The organism is Ensifer sp. ENS08 (assembly GCF_014852195.1).
Classification (GTDB): domain Bacteria; phylum Pseudomonadota; class Alphaproteobacteria; order Rhizobiales; family Rhizobiaceae; genus Ensifer; species Ensifer adhaerens.
Map to the genome: position 1 here is coordinate 118,590 of NZ_JACVBF010000011.1, position 22,290 is coordinate 140,879.

16 protein-coding genes and 1 riboswitch are annotated in these 22,290 nt (G+C 63.6%); of the genes, 4 read left to right on the plus strand and 12 right to left on the minus strand.

Features of this window, described 5'->3' with window-relative positions; translation table 11 throughout:
• Positions 1-247 precede the first annotated feature (247 nt).
• The 3 genes from thiC to IB272_RS22170 all read right to left on the minus strand — a co-directional run bounded on the left by thiC (position 248) and on the right by IB272_RS22170 (position 5,609).
• The gene (gene thiC, locus IB272_RS22160; RefSeq protein WP_034805694.1) at positions 248-2,071 is read right to left on the minus strand and encodes a phosphomethylpyrimidine synthase ThiC; all 1,824 of its coding nucleotides are present in this window, start codon (positions 2,069-2,071) and stop codon (positions 248-250) included.
• A 90-nt stretch (positions 2,072-2,161) separates the two neighbouring features.
• Positions 2,162-2,290, minus strand: a riboswitch (TPP riboswitch).
• A 97-nt stretch (positions 2,291-2,387) separates the two neighbouring features.
• Complete coding sequence (locus IB272_RS22165) at positions 2,388-3,752, minus strand: sigma-54 dependent transcriptional regulator (RefSeq protein ID WP_034805697.1); 1,365 nt, start codon at positions 3,750-3,752, stop codon at positions 2,388-2,390.
• A 3-nt stretch (positions 3,753-3,755) separates the two neighbouring features.
• On the minus strand, positions 3,756-5,609 hold the full coding sequence (locus IB272_RS22170; protein ID WP_051659720.1) for an ATP-binding protein: 1,854 nt from the start codon (positions 5,607-5,609) through the stop codon (positions 3,756-3,758).
• Positions 5,610-5,852: 243 nt separating this feature from the next.
• Here IB272_RS22170 and IB272_RS22175 point away from each other — a divergent pair, with 243 nt between their 5' ends.
• A complete protein-coding gene (locus IB272_RS22175; protein ID WP_034805703.1) occupies positions 5,853-7,178 on the plus strand; it encodes a dicarboxylate/amino acid:cation symporter in 1,326 nt (441 codons plus the stop codon).
• A gap of 79 nt (positions 7,179-7,257) precedes the next feature.
• Here the strand turns inward: IB272_RS22175 and IB272_RS22180 are convergent, their stop codons facing one another.
• On the minus strand, positions 7,258-7,977 hold the full coding sequence (locus IB272_RS22180) for a YafY family protein (RefSeq protein ID WP_060601706.1): 720 nt from the start codon (positions 7,975-7,977) through the stop codon (positions 7,258-7,260).
• A gap of 92 nt (positions 7,978-8,069) precedes the next feature.
• On the opposite strand from IB272_RS22180, the gene IB272_RS22185 reads away from it, so the two are divergent.
• Positions 8,070-8,681, plus strand: a complete 612-nt coding sequence (locus tag IB272_RS22185) for a glutathione S-transferase family protein (protein ID WP_060644662.1) — start codon at positions 8,070-8,072, stop codon at positions 8,679-8,681.
• Positions 8,682-8,744: 63 nt separating this feature from the next.
• Here the strand turns inward: IB272_RS22185 and IB272_RS22190 are convergent, their stop codons facing one another.
• The gene (locus IB272_RS22190; protein ID WP_034805724.1) at positions 8,745-9,245 is read right to left on the minus strand and encodes a hypothetical protein; all 501 of its coding nucleotides are present in this window, start codon (positions 9,243-9,245) and stop codon (positions 8,745-8,747) included.
• Between the two features lie 545 nt (positions 9,246-9,790).
• On the opposite strand from IB272_RS22190, the gene IB272_RS22195 reads away from it, so the two are divergent.
• Entirely contained in the window at positions 9,791-10,651 is an 861-nt protein-coding gene (locus tag IB272_RS22195; protein ID WP_112985498.1) for a hypothetical protein, read from the plus strand.
• 141 nt (positions 10,652-10,792) lie between these two features.
• On the opposite strand, the gene IB272_RS22200 is transcribed toward IB272_RS22195, so the two are convergent.
• From IB272_RS22200 to IB272_RS22230, 7 genes are all read right to left on the minus strand, one after another.
• A complete protein-coding gene (locus IB272_RS22200) occupies positions 10,793-11,716 on the minus strand; it encodes a response regulator transcription factor (RefSeq protein WP_060601704.1) in 924 nt (307 codons plus the stop codon).
• Positions 11,709-15,095 (minus strand): ATP-binding protein, encoded by a 3,387-nt coding sequence (locus IB272_RS22205; RefSeq protein ID WP_034805730.1) that lies wholly within the window; start codon positions 15,093-15,095, stop codon positions 11,709-11,711. Before IB272_RS22205 ends, IB272_RS22200 begins: the two co-directional genes overlap by 8 nt.
• A gap of 172 nt (positions 15,096-15,267) precedes the next feature.
• Positions 15,268-16,671 (minus strand): CehA/McbA family metallohydrolase, encoded by a 1,404-nt coding sequence (locus IB272_RS22210; RefSeq protein WP_029742804.1) that lies wholly within the window; start codon positions 16,669-16,671, stop codon positions 15,268-15,270.
• 7 nt (positions 16,672-16,678) lie between these two features.
• Positions 16,679-17,782 (minus strand): ABC transporter ATP-binding protein, encoded by a 1,104-nt coding sequence (locus IB272_RS22215; protein ID WP_029742803.1) that lies wholly within the window; start codon positions 17,780-17,782, stop codon positions 16,679-16,681.
• A gap of 13 nt (positions 17,783-17,795) precedes the next feature.
• Positions 17,796-18,626, minus strand: a complete 831-nt coding sequence (locus tag IB272_RS22220; RefSeq protein WP_029742802.1) for a carbohydrate ABC transporter permease — start codon at positions 18,624-18,626, stop codon at positions 17,796-17,798.
• Complete coding sequence (locus IB272_RS22225) at positions 18,626-19,534, minus strand: sugar ABC transporter permease (protein ID WP_029742800.1); 909 nt, start codon at positions 19,532-19,534, stop codon at positions 18,626-18,628. Before IB272_RS22225 ends, IB272_RS22220 begins: the two co-directional genes overlap by 1 nt.
• Before the next feature lie 116 nt (positions 19,535-19,650).
• Positions 19,651-21,012, minus strand: coding sequence for an extracellular solute-binding protein (locus IB272_RS22230; protein ID WP_029742799.1), 1,362 nt, complete (start codon positions 21,010-21,012; stop codon positions 19,651-19,653).
• Between the two features lie 232 nt (positions 21,013-21,244).
• Here IB272_RS22230 and IB272_RS22235 point away from each other — a divergent pair, with 232 nt between their 5' ends.
• Positions 21,245-22,285 (plus strand): LacI family DNA-binding transcriptional regulator, encoded by a 1,041-nt coding sequence (locus IB272_RS22235; protein WP_029742798.1) that lies wholly within the window; start codon positions 21,245-21,247, stop codon positions 22,283-22,285.
• The last annotated feature ends 5 nt before the right edge of the window (positions 22,286-22,290 follow it).

The window sequence follows — 22,290 nt, forward strand, 5'->3', positions numbered from 1 at the left end:
GCGGCCACGACATACAGATGATCGCCCTCATCGCTGAGGCGTCGCGAGAGGGACAGAGGACGTTGCATGTTTGTTGATTGAACGGGGTCGTTGGCGCGCCTCCCACCCTCCGTCATGCTCGGCTCAAGCCCAAGCATGACGGAGGAGGAGAGCCTTGGCGATCGCCGCTTCCGCTTCCGAGGCGGGAGGCGGAGCCCTGAGTGAACTGAAGGGGCCGTGACTGGCCCCTTCAACGAGTCTCTGTCGTCTACTCGGCCGCGCCAGCCGCCCCTTCCACCGGCATATAGAGGTCGCCGCCCTCGCGGTATTTCGCGGCCATTGCCTCCAGGCCTTCCTTCTGCGCTTCTGCGCGGATGTCGTGCGAGATCCGCATCGAGCAGAATTTCGGGCCGCACATGGAGCAGAAATGCGCGACCTTGTGCGCTTCCTTCGGCAGTGTCTCGTCGTGGAAGTTACGGGCCGTCTCCGGGTCGAGTGAGAGGTTGAACTGGTCCTCCCAGCGGAATTCGAAGCGCGCGCGCGATAGCGCGTCGTCGCGCACCTGGGCGGCCGGATGGCCCTTGGCGAGATCGGCGGCATGGGCGGCGATCTTGTAGGTGATGACGCCGACCTTGACGTCGTTGCGATCGGGAAGACCGAGATGCTCCTTCGGCGTGACGTAGCAGAGCATGGCGGTGCCGAACCAGCCGATCATCGCCGCGCCGATGCCCGACGTGATGTGGTCGTAGCCGGGCGCAATGTCCGTCGTCAGCGGTCCGAGTGTGTAGAACGGCGCCTCGCCGCAGACGGCGAGTTGCTTGTCCATGTTCTCCTTGATCTTGTGCATCGGCACGTGGCCGGGGCCTTCGATCATCACCTGACAATCCTTGGCCCAGGCGATCTTGGTGAGCTCGCCGAGCGTTTCGAGTTCGGCGAATTGTGCCGCGTCGTTGGCATCGGCGATCGAGCCGGGGCGCAGGCCGTCGCCGAGCGAGAAGGAGACGTCATAGGCGCGGCAGATGTCGCAGATTTCCTCGAAATGCTCGTAAAGGAAGCTCTCGCGATGGTGATGCAGACACCACTTGGCCATGATCGAGCCGCCGCGCGAAACGATGCCGGTGACGCGATCGACGGTGAGCGGGATGTAGTGCAGCCGGACGCCGGCATGGATGGTGAAATAGTCGACGCCCTGTTCAGCCTGCTCGATCAGCGTGTCGCGATAGACTTCCCAGGTGAGGTCCTCGGCAATGCCGTTGACCTTTTCCAGCGCCTGGTAAAGCGGCACGGTGCCGATCGGAACCGGTGAGTTGCGGATGATCCATTCGCGGATGTTGTGGATGTTGCGGCCGGTCGAAAGGTCCATGACGGTGTCGGCGCCCCAGCGCGTCGCCCAGACCATCTTTTCGACCTCTTCCGCCATCGACGAGGTGACGGCGGAGTTGCCGATATTGGCGTTGATCTTCACCAGAAAGTTCCGGCCGATGATCATCGGCTCGGATTCCGGGTGGTTGATGTTGGCAGGCAGGATCGCCCGGCCGCTGGCGATTTCCTGGCGCACGAATTCGGGTGTCACGTGATCGGGGATGTGGGCGCCGAAGCTTTCGCCGTCCCGGACCTTCGCACGCGCCGCGTCGCGGCCGAGATTTTCGCGGATCGCCACGAACTCCATTTCCGGCGTGATGATGCCGGCGCGGGCATAGGCAAGCTGGGTCACCGCGCGGCCGCCCGTGGCCTTCAGCGGCGCATGCTGGAACGGGAAGGTCGGTGTCAGCCTGTCGCCGCTCACAAAGCCGTTGTCCTCGGGGCGGACCACGCGTCCCTCATAGGTTTCGACATCGCCGCGGTCGACGATCCAGTTGCGGCGCAGCCGCGGCAGGCCGTCCTCGATGCGGATCTCGGCGTCGTCGGCGGTGTAGGCGCCGGAGGAATCATAGACCGTAACCGGTTGCTCGCCCGACGTCGGGTGGAGCGCAATCTCGCGCATCGGCACGCGGATATCCGGATGAAGCACGCCCGGCTTGTGGATCTTGCGGGAGGCGGGAAGCGGTCCTTGCGTGACCGTGAGGGCTGCGGGTTTGGTGGCAATATTCATGACAAGGCTCCAAGTTTGCAATTGGAGACCCAGTTCTGATGCCGGAAGGATGAAAGACGCTCCGCCAGATGCTGGACGCACGGAATCCTGGCTTCGATATCTGCACCGTCCCTACGCCAGTATGAACTGGATCAGGTTCAACGGGTCACTGCGCCACAGCCGGCAATCCGGCCATCCAGCAGAATCTCAGCCCCTTGCGGGACCCCCCTGGTGAATGCCTAGATCATAGCCATCGATCGGCCCGGGTCGTCAAGCGTGAATTCGCCTGCCGACAAAGATGCACCTATTGCATGTGTTTGCGGATTCGGATTTGACGCTAGCGGCCGGCCTTTTCCGGTGCGGCCCGCTCGGCGTAATCGGCACGGTTGATGCCGTGGCGCTGGAGCTTATCGTAGAAGGTCTTGCGCGGAATGCCGAGCGCCTCGATCGTCGCCTTGACGTCGCCGCGCTGAGCCCGCAACACCTCTTTCAGGATCTCCGCCTCGTAGCGTTCGAGCCGTTCCGGGAGCGCAAATCCAGACTGTTCGGCGGGCGCAATCGGCTGTCCCAGCGGACCTTCGACACCAAGCGCCACGCGTTCTGCAAAGTGCGAGAGCTCGCGCACATTGCCCGGCCAGGCATGCGTCATCAGATGTCTCTGCACGGCCGATGTGACCACAGGCGCGTCGCGCTTGAAGCGCTCGGCCGCCCGGGTCAGGAAGTGCGAGAAGAGCAGCGGGATATCGTCTCGGCGTTCGCGCAGCGGCGGGATCGACAGCGTTACGACATTCAATCTAAAGTAGAGGTCTTCCCGGAAATCGCCGCGCTGCGCCGGGTCGCCAAGATCGATTTTGGCAGCCGCGATGACGCGGATATCGACCGGACGAACCTGGTTGGTGCCAAGCGGCGTGATTTCGCGCGCTTCCAGAACGCGCAGCATCTTCACCTGAGTCGCCGGTGGCATCGCCTCGATCTCGTCGAGGAACAGCGTGCCGCCGCTCGCATGCTCGATCCGGCCGATGCGCTTCTTCAAGGCGCCGGTGAAGGCGCCCTGTTCGTGGCCGAAGAGTTCGCTTTCGATCACCGTTTCGGGCAGCGCCCCGCAATTCAGCGCCACGAAGTTGCCGTTGCGGCGTCGGCTCCAATTGTGGAGCAGCGTCGCCACCACCTCCTTGCCGCTGCCCGTCTCGCCGGCGACGAGCACGTCGACATCGGTATCGGCAATGTGCCGGATCGTCTGGCGCAAACGTTCCATGACCGGCGTCTGGCCGATCAGCGGCAGGTTGTCGCCGGCCGTCTCGGCGGCCCGTTTCAGCGCGCGGTTTTCCATCACGAGCCGGCGTTTTTCCAGCGCGCGATGCACGCTCTGCACCAGCCGGTCGGCGGCAAAGGGTTTGGGGATGAAGTCGTAGACGCCATCCTGCAGCGCCTGCACTGCCATCGGGATATCGCCATGGCCGGTCACCAGGATCACCGGCAGATCCGCGTCGAAAGCTTCGATGCGGCGGAAGAAGGCGAGGCCGTCGATGCCCGGCATGCGGATATCGCTGACGACGACGCCGTCGAAATTCGCATCCAGCGTCTTCAACGCTTCGGCAGCGCTGGCAAAAGGGGTAACGGCGAGGCCGGCGAGTTCCAGCGTCTGCGTCATCGCCTTTCGCAGATGGTTGTCGTCGTCGACGAGATAGACGGTCGGCTGCATCGCTCAGGCCCTCTTCAGGCGAACCGTGAAGACGGTGCCCCTGTCGCTGGTTTCGACGGTGATATCGCCGCCATAGTCGGCGACGATCTCCTTGGAGATGGCAAGGCCGAGGCCGAGCCCTTCATCCTTCGAGGTGTTGAACGGCGTGAACAGATCCTCGTGGATGTGCAGGGGAATGCCTGGGCCGTTATCGGCAACGACGAGCAAAACCGTCCCGGAGGGACCGTCCTCGCAGCGCACGCGGATCTCGGCGCCGCTGCGCGTGCCGAGCGCTTCCAGGGCATTTTGCAAAAGGTTGATCAGCACCTGCTCGAGCCGGATGCGGCTGCCGAGGACGCTGAGGCCATTTTCCGGCAGGTCGATGACGATCGCATCCATGCGGCCGGCAAAGCGGCTGCGCAGCAACATCATCGCCCCCTCGATCACGTCGCGCATGGGCGTCGGCTCGGCGACGAAGCGGCCCTTGCGAGCGAAGCTTCTGAGTTCGTCGGTGATGGTGCCGACCCGATCGGTCAGTTCGGCGATGCTGACAAGGTTCTCGACCGCGGTCTGCTGCTGGCCGCGTTCGAGGAAGGTGCGGGCGTTGTCGGCATAGGCGCGGATGGTCGCGACCGGCTGGTTGATCTCGTGGGCGACGCCGGCCGCCACCTGGCCAAGGATCGCCAGCCGGTTCGCCTGAACCAGTTCCTGCTGCACCGCCTGCAGCTTCTCGCCAGTACGCCGGTGGTCGGCGATCTCCGTTTCGAGATGATCGCGGGCAAGGCTGAGGTCATGTGTGCGCTCCGCCACGCGGGTCTCCAGCTCGTCGCGCGCGGCGCGATCGCGCGCAGACACCAGTGCCAGCGTCTGGCGGCGGCGCAGGAGGACCGCGGTAAAAGCGAGCAGCGGTGCGAGGAGGGCCAGGGCAATCAGCCGGGCCTCGCGGGTTGCCGCCGAGATCGCGCCATCGAGCGGTGCTAGCTGCTCCAGCCGCCAGCTGGTGGTCGGAACCATGGTTTCGACCCGGAGGAACCGACGTTCGCTTTCGCCCGGCAACAGTGCGCGCAACTCGCTGGAGCCATCGCTGGTCGGCTCGATGTCGCGGAAGGGCAGCGGCAGCAGCGAGGCATCGCCAAATTGCAGGCTGTCGCGGATGGCGGCGACGCGGTCGCGTGGAATTGTTCTGGTCGTCATGAAGCGCCAGGAGGGGAAGCTGGTGATCAGCACGATGCCGCGCCGGTCGGTGACGTAGACCGGCTTGCCGGAGGCGAGCCATTCGGCTTCCACATCGTCGAATTCGAGCTTGGCGACGACGACGCCGATCGGGCCGTCAGGACCCTGGACCCGACGCGAAATGTAGAGGCCCGGCCGCTTGCTGACGTTGCCCATGGCGAAATGCTCGGCCTTGCCGTCGCGCATCGCCATGCGGAAATATTCGCGGAAGGCATAGTCGTTGCCAACGAAACTCGTCGGCTCGCGCCAGTTGCTGGCAGCGACGGCGACGCCATCGGGGCCGATCACGTAGATGACAGCGGCGTCCGTGTTGGTCGCCAGCGCCTGCAGCTTCTCGTTCAGCCGTTGCAGCGCCTCTGTGCCGCGGGTCGAAAGGGCTGCCATCACCTCGACATCGTCGGCCAGCACCAGCGGCGTCGAGCGTTGGCGTTCGAGTACGGCGCGCAGCAGCGAGGCCTTCAGATTGGCATCGATCCGGCTTTGGGCATCGACAGTTTCGAGCGCCTGGCTTCGGCCGTACTCGCCGGCAAGCAGGAGCGCGGCGACAAGCAGCGCGACGGCAAGGCCGGCAAAGACCAGCCAGGTGCGGCGCATCGACTGGTCGAGATCTGCCAGATTGAGGGGGGCGGACAGGGCGTTGAACATGGCCCAATTGTGCATTTTTTCGCTCAGTCTTCCAGATGGCTTGTGCGGAAATCCGCTCAACTCTTTGTGCGCACCGAGCCGCCTGCACAAAACATCCTCATCAATTCAAAGGCTTGGTTCCTGCCGCGGCCAACTGGCACGACCGTTGCAAATGACATCCTCATGACAGCCCGCGCTGTCGCGCATCGGAAATTGACCCGGGAGGCCCGGCATGACGCCGGACTGGGTCCAGTGGAGGATCTCATGATTATCGAACAATCCGCGGAACCGCGCGGCAAGACACCTTTCTATCGCCATCTCTATGTCCAGGTTCTGGTGGCGATCGCCGCCGGCATCCTGCTCGGCCATTTCTATCCGTCGCTCGGCACCGAGCTGAAGCCGCTCGGCGACGCCTTCATCCGTCTCGTCAAGATGATCATCGCGCCGGTCATCTTCCTGACAGTCGCGACCGGCATCGCCGGCATGACCGATCTTGCCAAGGTCGGCCGCGTCGCCGGCAAGGCGATGATCTATTTCCTGACCTTCTCGACGCTCGCGCTGATCATCGGCCTGATCGTCGCCAATGTCGTCCAGCCGGGCGCCGGCATGCACATCGATCCGGCCTCGCTCGACGTCAAGGCGGTGACCACCTATGCCGAAAAGGCGCATGAGCAGACGATCACCGGCTTCCTGATGGGCATCATCCCGACGACGCTCGTCGGCGCCTTTGCCGATGGCGACATCCTGCAGGTGTTGTTCATCTCCGTGCTCTTCGGTCTGTCGCTTGCCATGGTCGGCAAGAAGGCAGAGCCCGTCGTCGACTTCCTGCACGCGCTGACGCTGCCGGTCTTCAAGCTCGTCGGCATCCTGATGAAGGCCGCCCCGATCGGCGCCTTTGGCGCGATGGCGTTTACCATCGGCAAATACGGCGTCGGCTCGATCGCCAACCTGGCGATGCTGATCGGCACCTTCTACATCACGTCCTTCCTCTTCGTGTTCGTCGTTCTTGGCGCGGTCGCCCGCTACAATGGCTTCTCGATCGTTGCGCTGATCCGTTACATCAAGGAAGAACTGCTCCTGGTGCTCGGCACGTCCTCGTCGGAAGCCGCTCTTCCGGGTCTGATGAGCAAGATGGAAAAGGCCGGCTGCAAGCGCTCGGTCGTTGGTCTGGTCATCCCGACCGGCTATTCCTTCAACCTCGACGGCACCAACATCTACATGACGCTGGCCGCGCTCTTCATCGCCCAGGCGATGGATATCCCGCTGTCGCTCGGCGATCAGGTGCTGCTGCTTCTCGTCGCGATGTTGAGCTCCAAGGGTGCTGCCGGCATCACCGGCGCCGGTTTCATCACGCTGGCTGCGACGCTTTCGGTCGTCCCGGCGGTGCCGGTCGCCGGCATGGCGCTGATCCTCGGCATCGACCGCTTCATGTCGGAATGCCGCGCGCTCACCAACTTCGTCGGCAATGCGGTCGCCACGATCGTCGTTGCGAAGTGGGAAGGCGAACTGGATGAAGCGCAGATGGCCGCGGTCCTTGGCGGCCGTGCGCCGGAGGCGCTGCCGCAGCCGGCCTTGCAGCCGGCGGAATGAGTTTGCCTCCCAAGGCATGACTGCAAAAAAGCAGTCCGAACGCGGTCCGTGGCAACACGGGCCGCGTCGTCGTTTGCGGCTATTGGCCGCTCAGCGTCATCTTCGATGTGTCCGGCGCGCCAGCGTTCAAGAAGCCGATGAACTCCCGGAGCATCGGCACCCGACGCGGACGGAAGCTCTCCTCCGTCGTGCTGATATCGACGATGCGGTCGACGCGGAACTTGCGGTAACCTTCTCGAAGGCAGCACCAGGCGAGAAGCACCAGAACCCGTTCCAGATAGACGATGGCAAGCGGCAAAACCTGCCGGTCGGTCCGCTGCCCCAAGGCATCCACATAGCCGATGATGACGGCGCGTTCCTGCCAGGAGGCTTCGCGCAGCAGGGAGACATCGACGGTTGGCGGCCCTCTCCTGTCGAAGCGATAGACCTGCGAGACTGCATGAAGCGCCTGGCGTTGCAACCGATCGGGCAGTGTCGCCGTTATCTTGGAAAGGACGGCGCGTGCCGCCGCGGCAAGATCCGGCTCGCCCATGTGCTGCACCTCGGCAAGGCCGAGCACCAGCGCCTCGATCTCCAGGCGGGTAAAGGTTTGCGGCGGCAAGGCGATATCCTCCGTCAGCCGGTAGCCGAAGCCGCGCTCGCCATCGATGACGGCGCCGGCGGCGCGCAGGCTGTCGATGTCCCGATAGAGCGAGCGCAACGACACGCCGGTTTCCTCGGCAAGGCGGGCCGCCGTTACCGGGGAGGGGAGTGTGCGCAGCGCCTGGAGCAGGCAGAACAGACGATCACTACGGGCCATGGATGAAAGATAGACGAACCCTACTGACGAAAACTGGCAGTTGGCCGACTGTATAAGATCCGCATCGCCAAACGCAACCGAGGATCCAGACTATGCTGACACTCTTTCACGCCCCGCGCTCGCGCTCGTCGCGCATCATCACCCTGCTTCGCGAACTCGATGCTCTCGACAAGGTGGAAGTCGAGATCGTCGACATCACTCGCGGTGACGGCAGCGGTCGAAAGGATCCGGCGAACCCGCACCCGGAGGGTAAGGTGCCGCTGCTCGTTCATGACGGTGTGGTGCTCTGGGAAACCATTGCGATCATCCAATACCTGACCGACCTCTTCCCGGAAAAGGGGATGGCGCCGCATGCTGGCGATCCGCAGCGTGGCCGTTATCTCAGCTGGCTTGCCTGGTATGCCGGTGTGGTCGAGCCGGTGCTGATCGCGCAAGCCGCGGGGGTTTCGCATCCCTATTTCGACGCCACCTTCCGCGGCCCGACAGAGATGGCGGCACGCCTGGAAGACGCGTTGAAGGACAGTCCGTATCTGATGGGCGAGCACTACTCGGCGGCCGACCTGCTCTTGCATTCGCCCTTCGCCTGGTATCCCGCGGCAACGCCGGATAGCGCCGTCATCAAGGACTGGGTCGAGCGCTGTGGCGCGCGGCCGTCGCTACAATGGACCGCGGATTTCGATGCCCGGGTGGCAGCGGTAGCCTGACGGCGCCGGCAACGCGCCAACTCCGCCCCGGTTCCGGTCCGAAGGGGGCATGGTGGCCCAAGGCTATTTTCGCTTGAGATTGATCTCGCTCGTGACGATCCGCTTGCCGGAAGCGGGATCGACGTCGATCGTCTTCAACTGCATCCCGTTGGTGCCGACCTTGCGTAAGGTCAGGTCGGCACTGCGGTCGCCATTGACTTCCTTCGCCCATCGAATGGTGAGGTTGATCGCATCGCCGCGTCGTGTGCCGTTGAGCCCGGCGCGGCCGCCGCGGGGGCCGAGATAGGAGCCGCTATAGGTGGACCCGGTAAAGCGCAGCTTCGCGTCGATGGATCGCGAGATCAGCAGCATGCCGCGGCAGACGCCCTCCATCGATAGAGCGGCGTCGCTCGCCTTGGAACTGAAGTTGCAGGAAATGTTCATCGGAGACATGTGGGCACGGATGCGCACCGTTCCGGTGCCTGCCCAGTTGCCGCCGAGGGTCTTCAAGAACGCGCCCTCGTCTGCCCGTGAGGCACTCGTGGACGGCAAGATGAGTGCGGCCATCAGGAGCCATCGCCACATGCCTTGCACCTCCCATTTGCGTGGATGCTGCAACACCCCGTTGCCGCACATGAGCGTCAACGCAACATGTGGCGGCGAAGTTCCTCATTGGCTTCATTATCTGGCCGGATCTTACGATCGATCAACAATCGGGCACGCATCCGGGTAGCCATCAAAATGTGATCGCTGGCGCTGTTTTATCAGATTTGCCTGCACGTGCGCTGCTGTTTTCAATTTCCCGTATTAACGTTGATCTCTGAAACAGCGTCTCGTCGTCCCCATCCGTAAAAACGGGTAAAGACTTCGTTACCTTGTAAGTATAGACCTCGATCTGCGCTGTCTGTCCGATTTAGTTATTGGCCACCGGGGCGGGAGGGGGACTGGTTTATGTTCGGTGCTACGCGCTTTTTGCCTTTTTCAACCGATCCGGGTGCCCGGGTCCGCCTAAAGGCACCCGTCAGCCACCGGTTCATTTCACGCGGTCGCAAGCAACGAACAGCGGTTACGCTGTCTGGAGACTGCCCGTGACGGCGCGATCCGAATGTGTCCGATCCCCGGACGGCGAAATGCCGTTCACGCCTGCGCGGCTCGTCGGCGATCCGCTCTTTGGGGAGGCGTTGCGTCAGGCGGCCCTTCATATGGTTGCGATCCATGACGCCGCTCCGCGCATCGTGCGCTACACCGCCAGCCTGAGAAAATGGCTGCTCACCCAGGCCATCCTGACGCTGCATTTCGAGCGTCTGACCGACCCATCCCGCCCCGAACTGACGGCGGCAAGGCTGATCGACTTTATCGCCGGCAACAACGTAGCCAGCAAGAACACGGCAGCGGCGCACCTGGCCGAGATGCGCAACTATCGACTGCTTCTCGATGCGGAACAGGGCGGTGACAAGCGGATCAGGCCCCTGATCCTTTCCGATGTCGCCGAGGGCCTGATCCGGCAGTGGTTCGAGGGGCACCTTTCGTCGCTCGACAGGCTCGACGAGGGGACAAGGCTGGCGCAGTCGCAAACCGAGCCGACCTTGATGCATCATGCGCTCCCGCGTGCGATGCGGCGGCTCATCGCGGATCGCGCCTGGTGCGAGCCACCCGAAAGCATCGCCGCTTTCGTCTCGACGGAGTCAGGCAGCAACATCCTGCACGACCTGGTGGCGCGGCTGCCGACGGGCGTCCTGCCCGATCAGCGGATTTGGATCGGGCCCCTGAAGCCAGGTGAGATCTCCAGCCGCTACATCATCTCGCGCACCCATGCGCAGAGGGTTTTCGCGCGTGCCGGTGATCTCGGCGTTCTCGGCTGGGAGAGTTCCGGCAGCCGCGGTCCGCTCTGGATTTCGCGTGACCTGGTCGACGATTACCGCCATTGGCAAGCGGTCAAGTTTGCCGCACTCGATGAAGCCTTCGCCTGGGCAGCGTTGCAGGCAAGGTGAACGGCGGGCGCGGCCTGAGCGCGTGCAGATTGCTGCTTGCGACGCGTGCCGGTCGGCTGTCGCTTTCAGCAGGTGCTGACCCGCCCATGACGCTGGACGTGCGGCAGCAAGAAGCGGGACGGAAATCGGACCGCAGCCTGCCTACAGACTGTGCAGAACCTGCGTCGCCTTCACCGCGGCAGACGCCCGGTTCTCGACGCCGAGCTTCACATAGATCTGCTCCAGATGCTTGGTGACCGTGCGCGCGCTCAAGCCGAGGATCTCGCCGATGTCGCGGTTCGCCTTGCCCTTGGCGATCCACAGCAGCACCTCCGATTCCCTTGGGGTCAATGCGAAGTGCTGGCGCAACACCGCATCGTCGGAGCGGCGGTTTTCGGCGGTGAGGCGGAAGAGATGTTCATTCGGGCCGATCGAGCCGAGGAAGGATATCTGCAGGGACGACTGCTCGGGCTGGTCGAGCGTGAAGGTGCCGTCGTCGGGCGCTCCGGTGCGCAGGCGGTTTGCCATCCAGCCCGCGATGCGCCGGGTGACGATCGCCATGCCATCGTCGCGGCCGGTTGCGGCGTTGACGAGACGCGTCGCCTGCGGCGTCGACCAGCAGACGCTTCCGTCGCTGCGCACCGCGAGCAGATGGCGGCCGGCCGCGTCAAGTGCGACCCGTGCGCTCTGGGCCGAACGCGCGTTCGAGAGATGGACGCGAATGCGCGCCCTCAGCTCATCGATGTTGATCGGCTTGGTCAGATAGTCGACGCCGCCGGCCTCGAGCGCACGCACCACATGTTCGGTCTCGGTCAGCCCGGTCATGAACAGCACCGGCGTCTGGCCGACGGCGGCGTTGCCCTTGAGGCGTCGGCAGGTCTCGAAGCCATCGATCCCGGGCATGACGGCATCGAGCAGAATGACGTCGGGCGTGATGCGCTCGGCGATCGAAAGGGCGGCGCTGCCGGAGGTCGCGATCAGCACGGAAAAGCCGGATTGCTCCAGCGCTTCCGTCAAGAAACCAAGCGCCTCCGGGGAATCGTCGACGAGAAGCACGATGTCGCGGCGGTCGTTGGCCTCAGCCATGGGCGTCGTCTCCGTTGGCTGCGTTGTTCTTGAGGAAAGCGTCGTAGCCCGAGAGGTCGAAGGCCTGCACATAGGCGCGGGCGGCCTCAGCGAAGGGCTGGTGTTCGGGCTGCAGGGCAATCTCCGTCAGTTTGGCTTCGATGCCCCTGACATAGCCGATCTCTCCAAGGCGGATCAGCTCTTCCACGTGATAGGCGTCGGGGCGCGTCAACGGTTCGGCCGCCGGCGACGGGTGTGCTTGCTTCTCCTCTCCCTCGTGAACCCAAGTGAGGCCAAGGTGCACGGCGAGCTTGTCGGCGAGTTGCCCGACGGGGAAGGGCTTGGCGAGCGTGTCGTTGTGGCCGCGGAATGCTCCGGTCGCCGAGCCATCGCCGATATTGGCCGAAAGCATGATGATCGGCGCGATCTGCCCGCCCTGGCGCAGCCGCTCGACAAGCTCCCAGCCGCTCATGCCCGGCATCGAGATATCGATCAGGAAGAGGTCGGCGCCGAGGTCTTGAAGCAGCGCCAGACAATCGGCTCCGGACGCGGCCGTCAGCACCGTGAAGTCCATCGGCACGAGGATCTCGCGCATGAGGTCGCGATGGTCGGCATTGTCGTCGACGATGACGATGGTGCGGCGCGGGCCGAGATAGGAGGTGATACGGCGCGGGGCTGCGGGAGGTAGCGGACGATCTACCGCCGACAGCATCAGCCGGACGCGGAAGGTGGTGCCTTGCCCAGGCGTGCTGGTGACTGCGATTTCGCCGCCGAGCGTCTGCGTCAGGAGCCGCGTGATCGTCAGGCCGAGGCCGAGGCCCGGCATACTACCGAGATGTTCGGCCTCGCCGCGCTGGAACGGATCGAAGATGCGCGGCAAATCCTTGTCGGCAATGCCGCGGCCGCTGTCGGCAATCGTGAAGGTCGCCACCTGGCTGCGATAGGCGACATCCAGGCGGATGCCGCCACGCTCGGTGAACTTCAATGCGTTGGATAGGAGATTGACGAGGATCTGCCGCAGGCGCTTTTCGTCGGTCTTCACATGGCGTGGCAGGCCGCTAGCGCGCTCGTGCTCGAAGCTGATGCCCTTGGCCAATGCCTGCGGCCGAAACATTTCGACGATCTGGTCGAGGAAATCGTGAATGTTGATCTCATTGGAATAGACCTGCAGCTTGCCGGCCTCGATCTTCGAGATATCCAAGAGGCCGTCAATCAGGCCGGAAAGATGGTCGGCGCTGCGCTTGATCACCTTGATCGCGCCCTGACGCGCCGGGGGGATCGTCTCGTCGCGCTCCAGAACCTGGGCGTAGCCGAGCACGGCGTTGAGAGGCGTGCGAAGCTCATGGCTGAGGCCGACGACATAGCGGCTCTTGGCGCGGTTGGCTGCTTCCGCTGTTTCCTTTGCCTGCTGGAGTGCGGCGTCGGTCTTCTTGTGGGCGGCGATTTCCTTCAGAAGCAGGGTGTTCTGGCGCGAGGATTCTTCTTCGGCGACGACGCGGCTGTCATGGGCGAGCACGTAAAACCAGGAGACGATACCAGCGAGCACGGCAAAGACGAAGAAGACGACGGCGACCGTGCGCTCGACGACCGCAGCGATCTCGGGAGATGTGCCGGCGGTCTGGTGGGCGATCATCGCGAGGATGAGGCCGATGCCGGCGATCGACAGCACCGCAGAGATCGCGTAGCGGCCGAGCCGCGTCGCGAGCTTTTCCGTGACGGTGCGTGGAAGCAACGTGGTCGCGACGGTCGCGACCTGGGCGTTGAAGCGGGCCTTCGGCTTGCACATGTCGTGGCAGCGGCTGTCGAGCGAGCAGCAGAGCGAGCAGATCGGCGCTGCATAGGCGGGGCACCAGGCCATGTCCTCCGGCTCGAACGGATGCTCGCAGATCGAGCAGGTGATGTCCATCCGGTTGGCCCAGCTCCTGCGCGGCTTGCGCGCGAGATAGAACTTGCCGTCGGTGCCCCAGGCAATCAGCGGCGAGGCGATGAAGGCGACGACCAGCGCGATGTATGGCGCGAGCGAGGCGGCAATCTCGCCGAAGGCACCGAAATGCGCTGTCAGCGCCACGGTCGCCGAGATCGCCATCGCGCCGAGACCCACAGGGTTGATGTCGTAGAGATGGGCGCGCTTGAACTCGATGCCGGGAGGCGACAGGCCGAGCGGCTTGTTGACGAAAAGATCGGCCGAAATCGTGCAAAGCCAGGCCATGGCGATAATCGAGAAGACGCCAAGCGTTTCTTCAAGCAGCCGATAGATGCCGAGCTCCATCAAAAGGAGCGCGATCGCTACGTTGAAGACCAGCCAGACGACGCGGCCCGGGTGGCTGTGGGTCAATCGTGAAAAGAAGTTCGACCAGGCGAGCGACCCGGCATAGGCGTTCATGACGTTGATCTTCAACTGCGACACGACGACGAAGGCGACCATCAGGAGAAGTGCTGCCGTATCGGAGGGGATCATGTAGCCGAAGGCGGTGTAGTACATCTGCGCCGGATCGGCGGCTTTGGTCGAAGGCACACCGGCAGAAAGCGCCAGCACCACCAGGAACGAGCCGGCGAGCAGTTTGGGCGCGCCGACGATCACCCAGCCGGAACCGGCGAGAAAGACGGCGATGCGGTGGTGCAGCTTGCGCTGTCCGTCCGGCGGCAGGAAGCGCAGGAAGTCGACCTGTTCGCCGATCTGCGCCATCAGCGCGAAGATGACGGCAGAGGCCGCACCGAATTCGACGAGGTCAAAAGGCGCGAAGGTACCCGGAGGACCCGAGGCGTGATGCATGCCCGCATAGGCGAGCCAGGCGCCGACCTTCTCCCAATCGGCAAAGGCGATGAAGACGAAGGGCAGGACGTTGAGCACGATCCAGAACGGCTGCGTGATCAACTGGAACTTGCTGATCAGCCGCACGCCATGGGTGACGAGCGGGATCACGACGACGGCGCTCAGGATGTAGCCGATCCAGAGCGGTATGCCGAGCGCCAGTTCGAGTGCGCCCGACATGATCGAGGCCTCGATCGCAAAGAGGATGAAGGTGAAGCTGGCATAAATCAGCGAGGTCACCGTCGAGCCGATATAGCCGAAGCTGGCGCCGCGGGTGAGCAGATCGATGTCGACACCGTGGCGGATCGCATAGCGGCTGATCGGCAGGCCCACGGTCAGGATCATCAGGCTGGCGACGACGATCGCAACGATCGCATTGGTGGTGCCATAGGACATGGTGATGGCGCCACCGATCGCTTCCAGCGCCAGAAAGGAGATCGCGCCGATGGCGGTCTGGGAAATGCGTTCGGAAGAGAAGCGCCGGGCGCTCTTGGCGGTGAAGCGCAGCGCATAGTCTTCAAGCGTCTGGTTGGCGACCCAACGATTGTATTCCCGCCGGACGGGAATGATGCGCTGGCGTGCCGCCATGGGGGTCCTAACGTGCTGTCGCGGTAGTCTCTGCCTTTTTTCTTAGCACGGAAATTTTCTGCTTAAAATTGCTGCAATCGTAAAATGTGTCGGTAAAGCGGAAAATATGAGCGTGCCAAAATCGGATGCCCCATACTTTGAGAATGAGATCAGTTGCGGAGTGCAGCGGCCGTCAGTTGGGCCGGCAATAGATCGGATTGCTGATGGCCCGGCGGATCGTCTGTTTCGAGAGATCGTCCTCCGAGAGCGCCCAGGGCAAATTTTTGCCGTGGAGGGCCTCCCGGAATGTCTCGACGATCGCGCTCCGGTTGGCGGCCGCGGCGATTTCGGTCCGCAGGAACCGATCGGGCGAACCGGCATAGTGGGCGGTCCAGTCGTCAGCTTCGATGGTCTCTTCACCGACGATGCCGGAAGCGTCTAGCCACAGCAGCCGGTCGCCCTGGGCGCCGCGAGCCAAGGCCTCTGCGGTCACTGGGCCAACCACGGTCGATCCCATCGGTTGGCCGTTGGCGATCAGTTCGAGATGCGGGCCGGTGGGGCTTTCCGTCACGTAGCCGTGGCCCGATCTCATCGTGGCGAGCACGGCGTCTTCGGAGAGTTCATTGAGCCAGAGCACCGTCGTCGGGCGGGCGAGCACCAGCGGTCCCTCCGGCAATAGCCGCGCCGGTTGGTGGAAGTCGCTGCCGCCGATGGCGGAGATCTTCAGGCCCGAGGCGAGGCGCTGCTGGTAGCGCTCGAGCGACACCCAGTTCCAGGCGAGCCAATGGGATTGCCAGACCTCCATGCAGTCGATCTCAGGCAGTTCGTAGTCCCAGGGGATGGTCGGCTTGTCGTGGTTGACCGAGAGCAGGCCGCCGCGCTCATGCACCATGCTCGCGAGCGTGCGGGCATGCTCCGGCTTCGTCATGCGAAAATCGACCCAATCGTCGACGCCGAAGACATTGGCGTGGCCGACGGCGGTGGTGATTTCCATGGCGCGGATGAAGATGAGGTCGGCGGAGGAATGCGGATGGAAGTAGCGCCGCTGGGTGATGGTGTTGTGGTCGGCGACCGCAAGAAAATCGAGACCCGCCTGTTTGGCGGCGGCGTGCAGCAGTTCGGGCGAGCCAGCCGCATCCGAGTGGAAGGTGTGGCAGTGCAGATCGCCGCGATACCATCCGGACTGTTTGCGCACGGGGAACGTTCTTTCCGGCTGCGGCACGATGGAGCGCGGGCTTCTGTCGAAATCGACCGTCACGCTGACCTCGGCGCCTTCTTCGGGGATCTTGTAGAGGCCGAGCATCACCTTCCACTGGCCGGGCGGCATCTCGCCGTGAATGTAGCCGGGCGTGGCGTCGTCGGTAGCGATGAAGAAACGGTCACGCGCGCCACCGCTCCAGCCGCGAAAACCCTGGGCGGTCGGATACTCGGTCGCCCGCGGATCAAGCGCGCCGAGATCGATGATGCATGCCTCTGACTTCGGATAGCTGAGCGTCGCGTCGATGCGCGTTACACCTTCGGGCACCTCGAAGGGCAGATAGAAATAGGGATCGGCCGCCTGATGCTTACGGGTGATGCGCACGGCAAATTCCTGCATGGCGGCCTCAGCGTTCGTCTGCCGCGGGAATGCGGGCGCTGCTGTCATCGAAGAGGGTGATGTGCCTGGCGTCGAAGGCGAGATGGACTGAGGTTCCGACCTTGATCTCGTCGTCGGTGAAGATGCGCGCGGTGACGCGACCGTTGTCGCCGCGCTCCAACGTGACGAGGCTCTCCGGCCCCATGTTCTCGTTGGCGAAGAGTTCGCCGGAAACCACGTTCAGGTCGCCTGCGGCCGCGATACGCAAATGTTCGGGGCGGACACCGAGTGTCATCCTGGCTGATTTCGCCGCCTTGGCGATGGCGTCGGTGAGCGCGATCGGTGCGAGCTTCAGGCCATCGGCGCGCAGGTGCAGGGCGCCATCGCCGATGGATGCTTCGACGGGGACGAGGTTCATCGGCGGATTGCCGACGAAGTTGGCGACGAAGGTCGTTGCGGGCCGGCGGTAAATCTCGATCGGCGGCGCGAACTGCACGATCCGGCCCTTGTCCATGACGGCGATGCGGGTTGCGAGCGCCATGGCTTCGGCCTGGTCGTGCGTGACATAGACGGCGGTCATGCCCATGTCGCGCTGCAGGTGGTTGAGGAAGCCGCGCGCTTCGAGCCGCAGCTTGGCATCGAGGTTCGAAAGCGGTTCGTCGAAAAGATAGACCTCGCTCGGATAGACGAGCGCACGTGCCAGCGACGTGCGCTGCTGCTGGCCGCCGGAGATCTGGCTCGGCAGCCGCTTCATCAGGTCGCCGATCTTGAGGACGTCGGCCACTTCCTTGGCGCGGGCGTGGCGCTTGGTCTCCTGCTCGCCGCGCACCTTCAAGGGATAGGCGATGTTGTCGGCGATGTTCATGTGCGGGTAGAGCGCATAGTCCTGAAAGACCATGGAGATGCCGCGGTCCTTCGGATGCAGGTAGGTGACGTCGCGACCGCCGATCATCACCCGGCCAGAGGTTGGCGTTTCGAGACCCGCGATCATGCGCAGGCTCGTCGTCTTGCCGCAGCCCGACGGGCCGAGCAGGCAGATGAATTCGCCGTCGGCGATCTGGAAGCTGATGTCGGGCACGGCGACGAACGCGCCGAAGGTCTTGGAAATGTTCTGGAATTCGACAGAGGCCATGACGGGTTTCCGATTACGACTTGATGCCACCAAAGAACCGGAAACCGAATTTCCAATTCACGAAGAGATAGAGGGCGATGACCGGCAGCGAATAGATCAGCGAATAGGCGGCCAGCAGCGTGACGATCGGCGTGCCGGCCTCCGAATAGAAGGAGTAGATCGCGACGGATGCCGGCATCAGCTTGTCGCTGCGCAACAGGATGAAGGGGATGAGGAAGCTGCCCCAGATGTTGACGAAGGCCCAGACGACAACCACGACGATGCCCGGCCGGATGACCGGCAGCGCCACATCGAAGAACGCCTGGAGCGGAGAGGCGCCGGCGACCATCGCGCTCTCCTCATAGGAGCGCGGGATGGCGTCGATGAAATCACGAAGAATGAACATCGCCGTCGGCAACAGCCCGCCGGCAAAGACGAGAATGACGGCAAGATGGGTGTCGATCAGGCCTGCCGCGGAGATGATGAGGAAAATCGGCACCATCGCCGCCGAGCCTGAAACGACCGACGAGAAGAGCAGCAGGATATAGGTGACGGCGCCTTTGCCCGGGATCGGCGAGCGCGAGAGGGCATAGGCCGCAAGCGTCGCCGCCGCGCCGACCAGCACCACGCCGCCCGCCGCCTGGATGAGGCTGTTCAGCAGCGCCTGCATCGCGAAGGTGTTCTGGAAGACGGTGGCAAAATTAGAAAGCGTGAAGGGTGAGGGGATGGCAAGGCCGAGTTCGGCACGGGCATTGAAGGGCGCAAAGATGAACCAGACGAGCGGCAGTGCGAAGATCGTGCCGAGGAAGGTGGCGGCGGCGGCAAAGATCGCGCGCCGCACGAAGATGTTCTGAGTCTTCTGCATCATTCCGCCTCCACCGGCTTCTTGTGGGCAAGGCGAAGATAGACGAGCGCGAAGGCGAGATTGATCAGCATGATGACCACGCCGACGGCAGCGCCCTTGCCGAACTCGAAATCCTTGAACGCGATGCGGTAGGTGTAAATCGACAGGATCTCGGTGCGATAGGACGGCCCGCCATGGGTGAGCAGGAACGGCGTGAAGACGTTGAAGGTCCACATGGTGATGAGGATGAGGTCGGTGACGACATGGCCGCGGATCAGCGGCAGCGCGATGTCGCGCAGCTTCTGCCACGAGGTGGCGCCGGCGACATCGGCTGCCTGGAAGTAACTCGGCGGGATCGACTGGAAGGCCGAGTTGAACAGCATCATCGAGAAGGCGGCGCCCCGCCAGGTGTTGAAAGACACGATCACCCAGAACGGTTGTTGCAGCAGCCAGTCGCCCGGCGGCAGACCGAGGCCGCGCAGGATCATGTTGAGCGTGCCGTTGTCATAGTCGAGGAAGGCGAACCAGGCAAAGCCGATCACCACCTCCGGCAGGATCCAGGCGGCGATGACCGCGGTCTGCAGGAAGGATTTGAGCGTCGGCGTGACCGTCTGGCTGAGCCAGGCGAGCAGCAGCCCGAGCAGCGCCTGGCCGATCAGCGCCGAGAGCAGCACGAACTGGATCGTCAGGATCAGCGAAAACCCGAACTGGCCGCGGGTAAAGAAGGTCGCCGGATTGAAGAGCGCGAAATAGTTCTGCAGGCCGACGAAATCGGGGTCGACGGCCGTGCGGCCGAGCAGTGTGCGGTTGGTGAAGGAAACGAAAATCACCCAGAAGAAGGGAACGATGACGAAGACCCCGACGAGGGCCGTGGCCGGTGCCAGAAAAAGCGCGCCGGCGCGCGTCGAAAGCAGGGAGAATTTCTTCATGCGCGTTTCATGCCCATATCCTGGATCGGGAGCCCGGCCACGGATGGCAGCCGGGCGCTCTGTCGTTGGATCGAAGCGGGATGAGGGCACCGTTGCGGCCACATCCCGCATTGGCTTTAGAGCGTGCTGACGGTGTTTTCTTCGCCGACGATGGCGATGACGGCCGCCTTGTACTGGGCCATCGCGTCCTCAGGCGAGAGCTCGCCGGAAACGACGCTTTCGGTCATGCGCTGGATCTCGGTCGAGACCTTGTTGTAATTGGCGTCGTTCGGACGGGCCGTGGTGATCGGCAGCAGCGTCGTTGCCGTTTCCGTCAGGAACGGCGAGTTCGGGATCGCCACGTCGTCGCGGATGCGGATGGCGGGCTGGATTTCCTGGAACGCGTCGAGCTGCTCCTTGCTGTTCATGAACGAGAGCAGCGCCCAGGATTCGGCAGGCGCGTCCGTATGCGGATTGATGACGAAGCCGGTGCCGCCGGACATCGTGACGAAATCCTGGCCGCGTAAGCCCTTTCCGGGTGCTGCGGCGGGCATCTTCTTCCAGGTCATGGTGTTGTCGCGATCGGCGACGGCGAATTCGGCGCCGGGCGCTGTGACCGAGCGATAGAACCAGTCGCCCTCGACGAGCATCGCCGTCTTGCCATCGCGGAAATTGGCGAAGGTGCGGTTGCGGCCGTCGGCAAGCAGCTGCGCGCGCTGGTCGCCGAGCTTGTCGTCGACATAGATGGTCTTGTAGAGCTTCAGCGTGTCGAGGATGCCCTGGCTCGAAACGATATATTTGCCGCTGTCGTCGGTGACCTGTTCGCCGGTGCCGAGCAGCGCCATCCAGTAGCCCTGCATCGTGGTCGCCTCGCCCATGGAGACGCCGGCGTTGAGCTGCAACGGGAAGCTGTCGGGGGCGGCCGCCTTGATCTTGCGGGCGGCGTCGAGCAACTCATCCCAGGACTTCGGCTGCCAGCTGTCGGCATCGAGCCCAGCCGATTTGAAGAGGTCCTTGCGCACGAAGATCATGCGGGCGTCGGTGCCGAGCGCGATGCCATAGGGCTTGCCCTGGTAGCTCATCAGCGCCTTGGTGCCGTCGGAGATATGCTGCCAGCCCTCCCACTTCGGAACGTCTGGGCCGGCCACTTCCTCGAGCGACTTCAGGAGATTGCCCTGGACGAAGCTCGGGATCAGGAAGCCGTCGAAGCCGGAGACATCAGGGCCGGCGCCGGTGGAGAAATCGAGCGCGAGCTGCTGCGTCAGCTGCTCGTCCTCGCCGCCAAACTGGGTGAGCTTGACGGTGACGTCCTTGCCTTCGGCCTTCATCTTCTCGGTAAAGGCCGGAATGACCTTCTTTTCGATCCACTCGGCCATGCCGCTGTTTACGCCGCCGATGATGCAGCGGCAGGTGATGTTGAGTTCGGTGGCGCTCACTGGTGCTGCAAAGGCGATGGCCGCGGCTGCGCCGAGCAATAGGGAATGAAACCTGGTACGCATGTTTTCTCCTCCCGGTCAATCCACTCAAGGACCTATGTGTCTGGCTGCGACAGTCCGTCCCTCCTCCAGGTCCGGCGTCTCGACGACGGTCAAGAATGAACACGCTTTCATCTTTGTCAACATGGATCATGTGTTCCGTTGGTAAAAATCGGCGGAATACCTATTCCGCTTGACGAAATCGTCGCGTTGCTCTCTTTTGTGAATGAACACGTTTTCATTTTGTGACGGATAGATGAACGAGCGCGCCGACAAGAAAGCTGCCCGAGCCACCGCAGACCAGGTGGCGCGCGAGGCCAATGTTTCCCGTGTGGCGGTCTCGCGGGCCTTCAATCCGAATGCGTCGCTGAAGCCGGAAAAGCGCGACCGCATTCTGCAGGTGGCGCGGGAGCTGAACTACACGCCCGACATGGCGGCACGCTCGCTGGTGACCGGTCGCTCGCATCTCGTCGGCATGATCGTGCCCGACGTTTGCAGCCCCTGGGAGAGCCAGGAGATCGACGCGTTGACGACGGCGCTGCAGGCGGAGGGCTTCGCGACGCTGCTCTTCAAGGCCAAGGCTGATTTCAGCATGGATCCGCGCCTGCTCACCTACATGCGCGGCTTCAATCCGGATTCCGTGATCGCCTTTACCGAGAACATCCTGCCCGATGTGCTCTGCGGCTTTCTCGACCGCGCGGTGCCGATCTACGTGATCTACGACGACGTGAAGCAGTTTGCAGGCGCCGCATCCGGTACGCTCTATGACCGCCTGCTCGTCCGGCAGAAAAACGGCATCGAGCAGGCGGTGGCCCTGCTTCAGGGCTATGGCGCGCGCCGCATCGCCTATCTCGGCGGCAAGGCGCAGTCGCTCGCCAATGCCGAGCGCGAGCGCACACTGAAGGAGACGCTCGCGGAGCGCGGCATGGATGCGCCGATCGTGCTTGCCGGCGATTACACCTACGACACCGCCTACCAGGCGACGCTCGATCTGTTCCGCATCGGCGAAGGTGCCGATGCGATCTTTGCGGCCAATGACGTCGGCGCCTTCGGCGCGATCGACGCGCTGCGCCACGAGCTCGGGCTTTCCGTGCCTGAGGACGTCAAGGTCGTCGGTTTCGACGACATCCCGCAGGCGCACTGGAAGAGCTACAACCTCACCACCGTGCGCATCGACCTCGAAGAGCGCGTGCGTGCGCTCGTCCGCCTCATCCTGATGCGGCTTCGTGCGCCCGATGCCGAGCCGTTTACCGAGACACTCAACACCCGCCTGATCGTGCGGGGCACCGTCGGCTGAAGGTA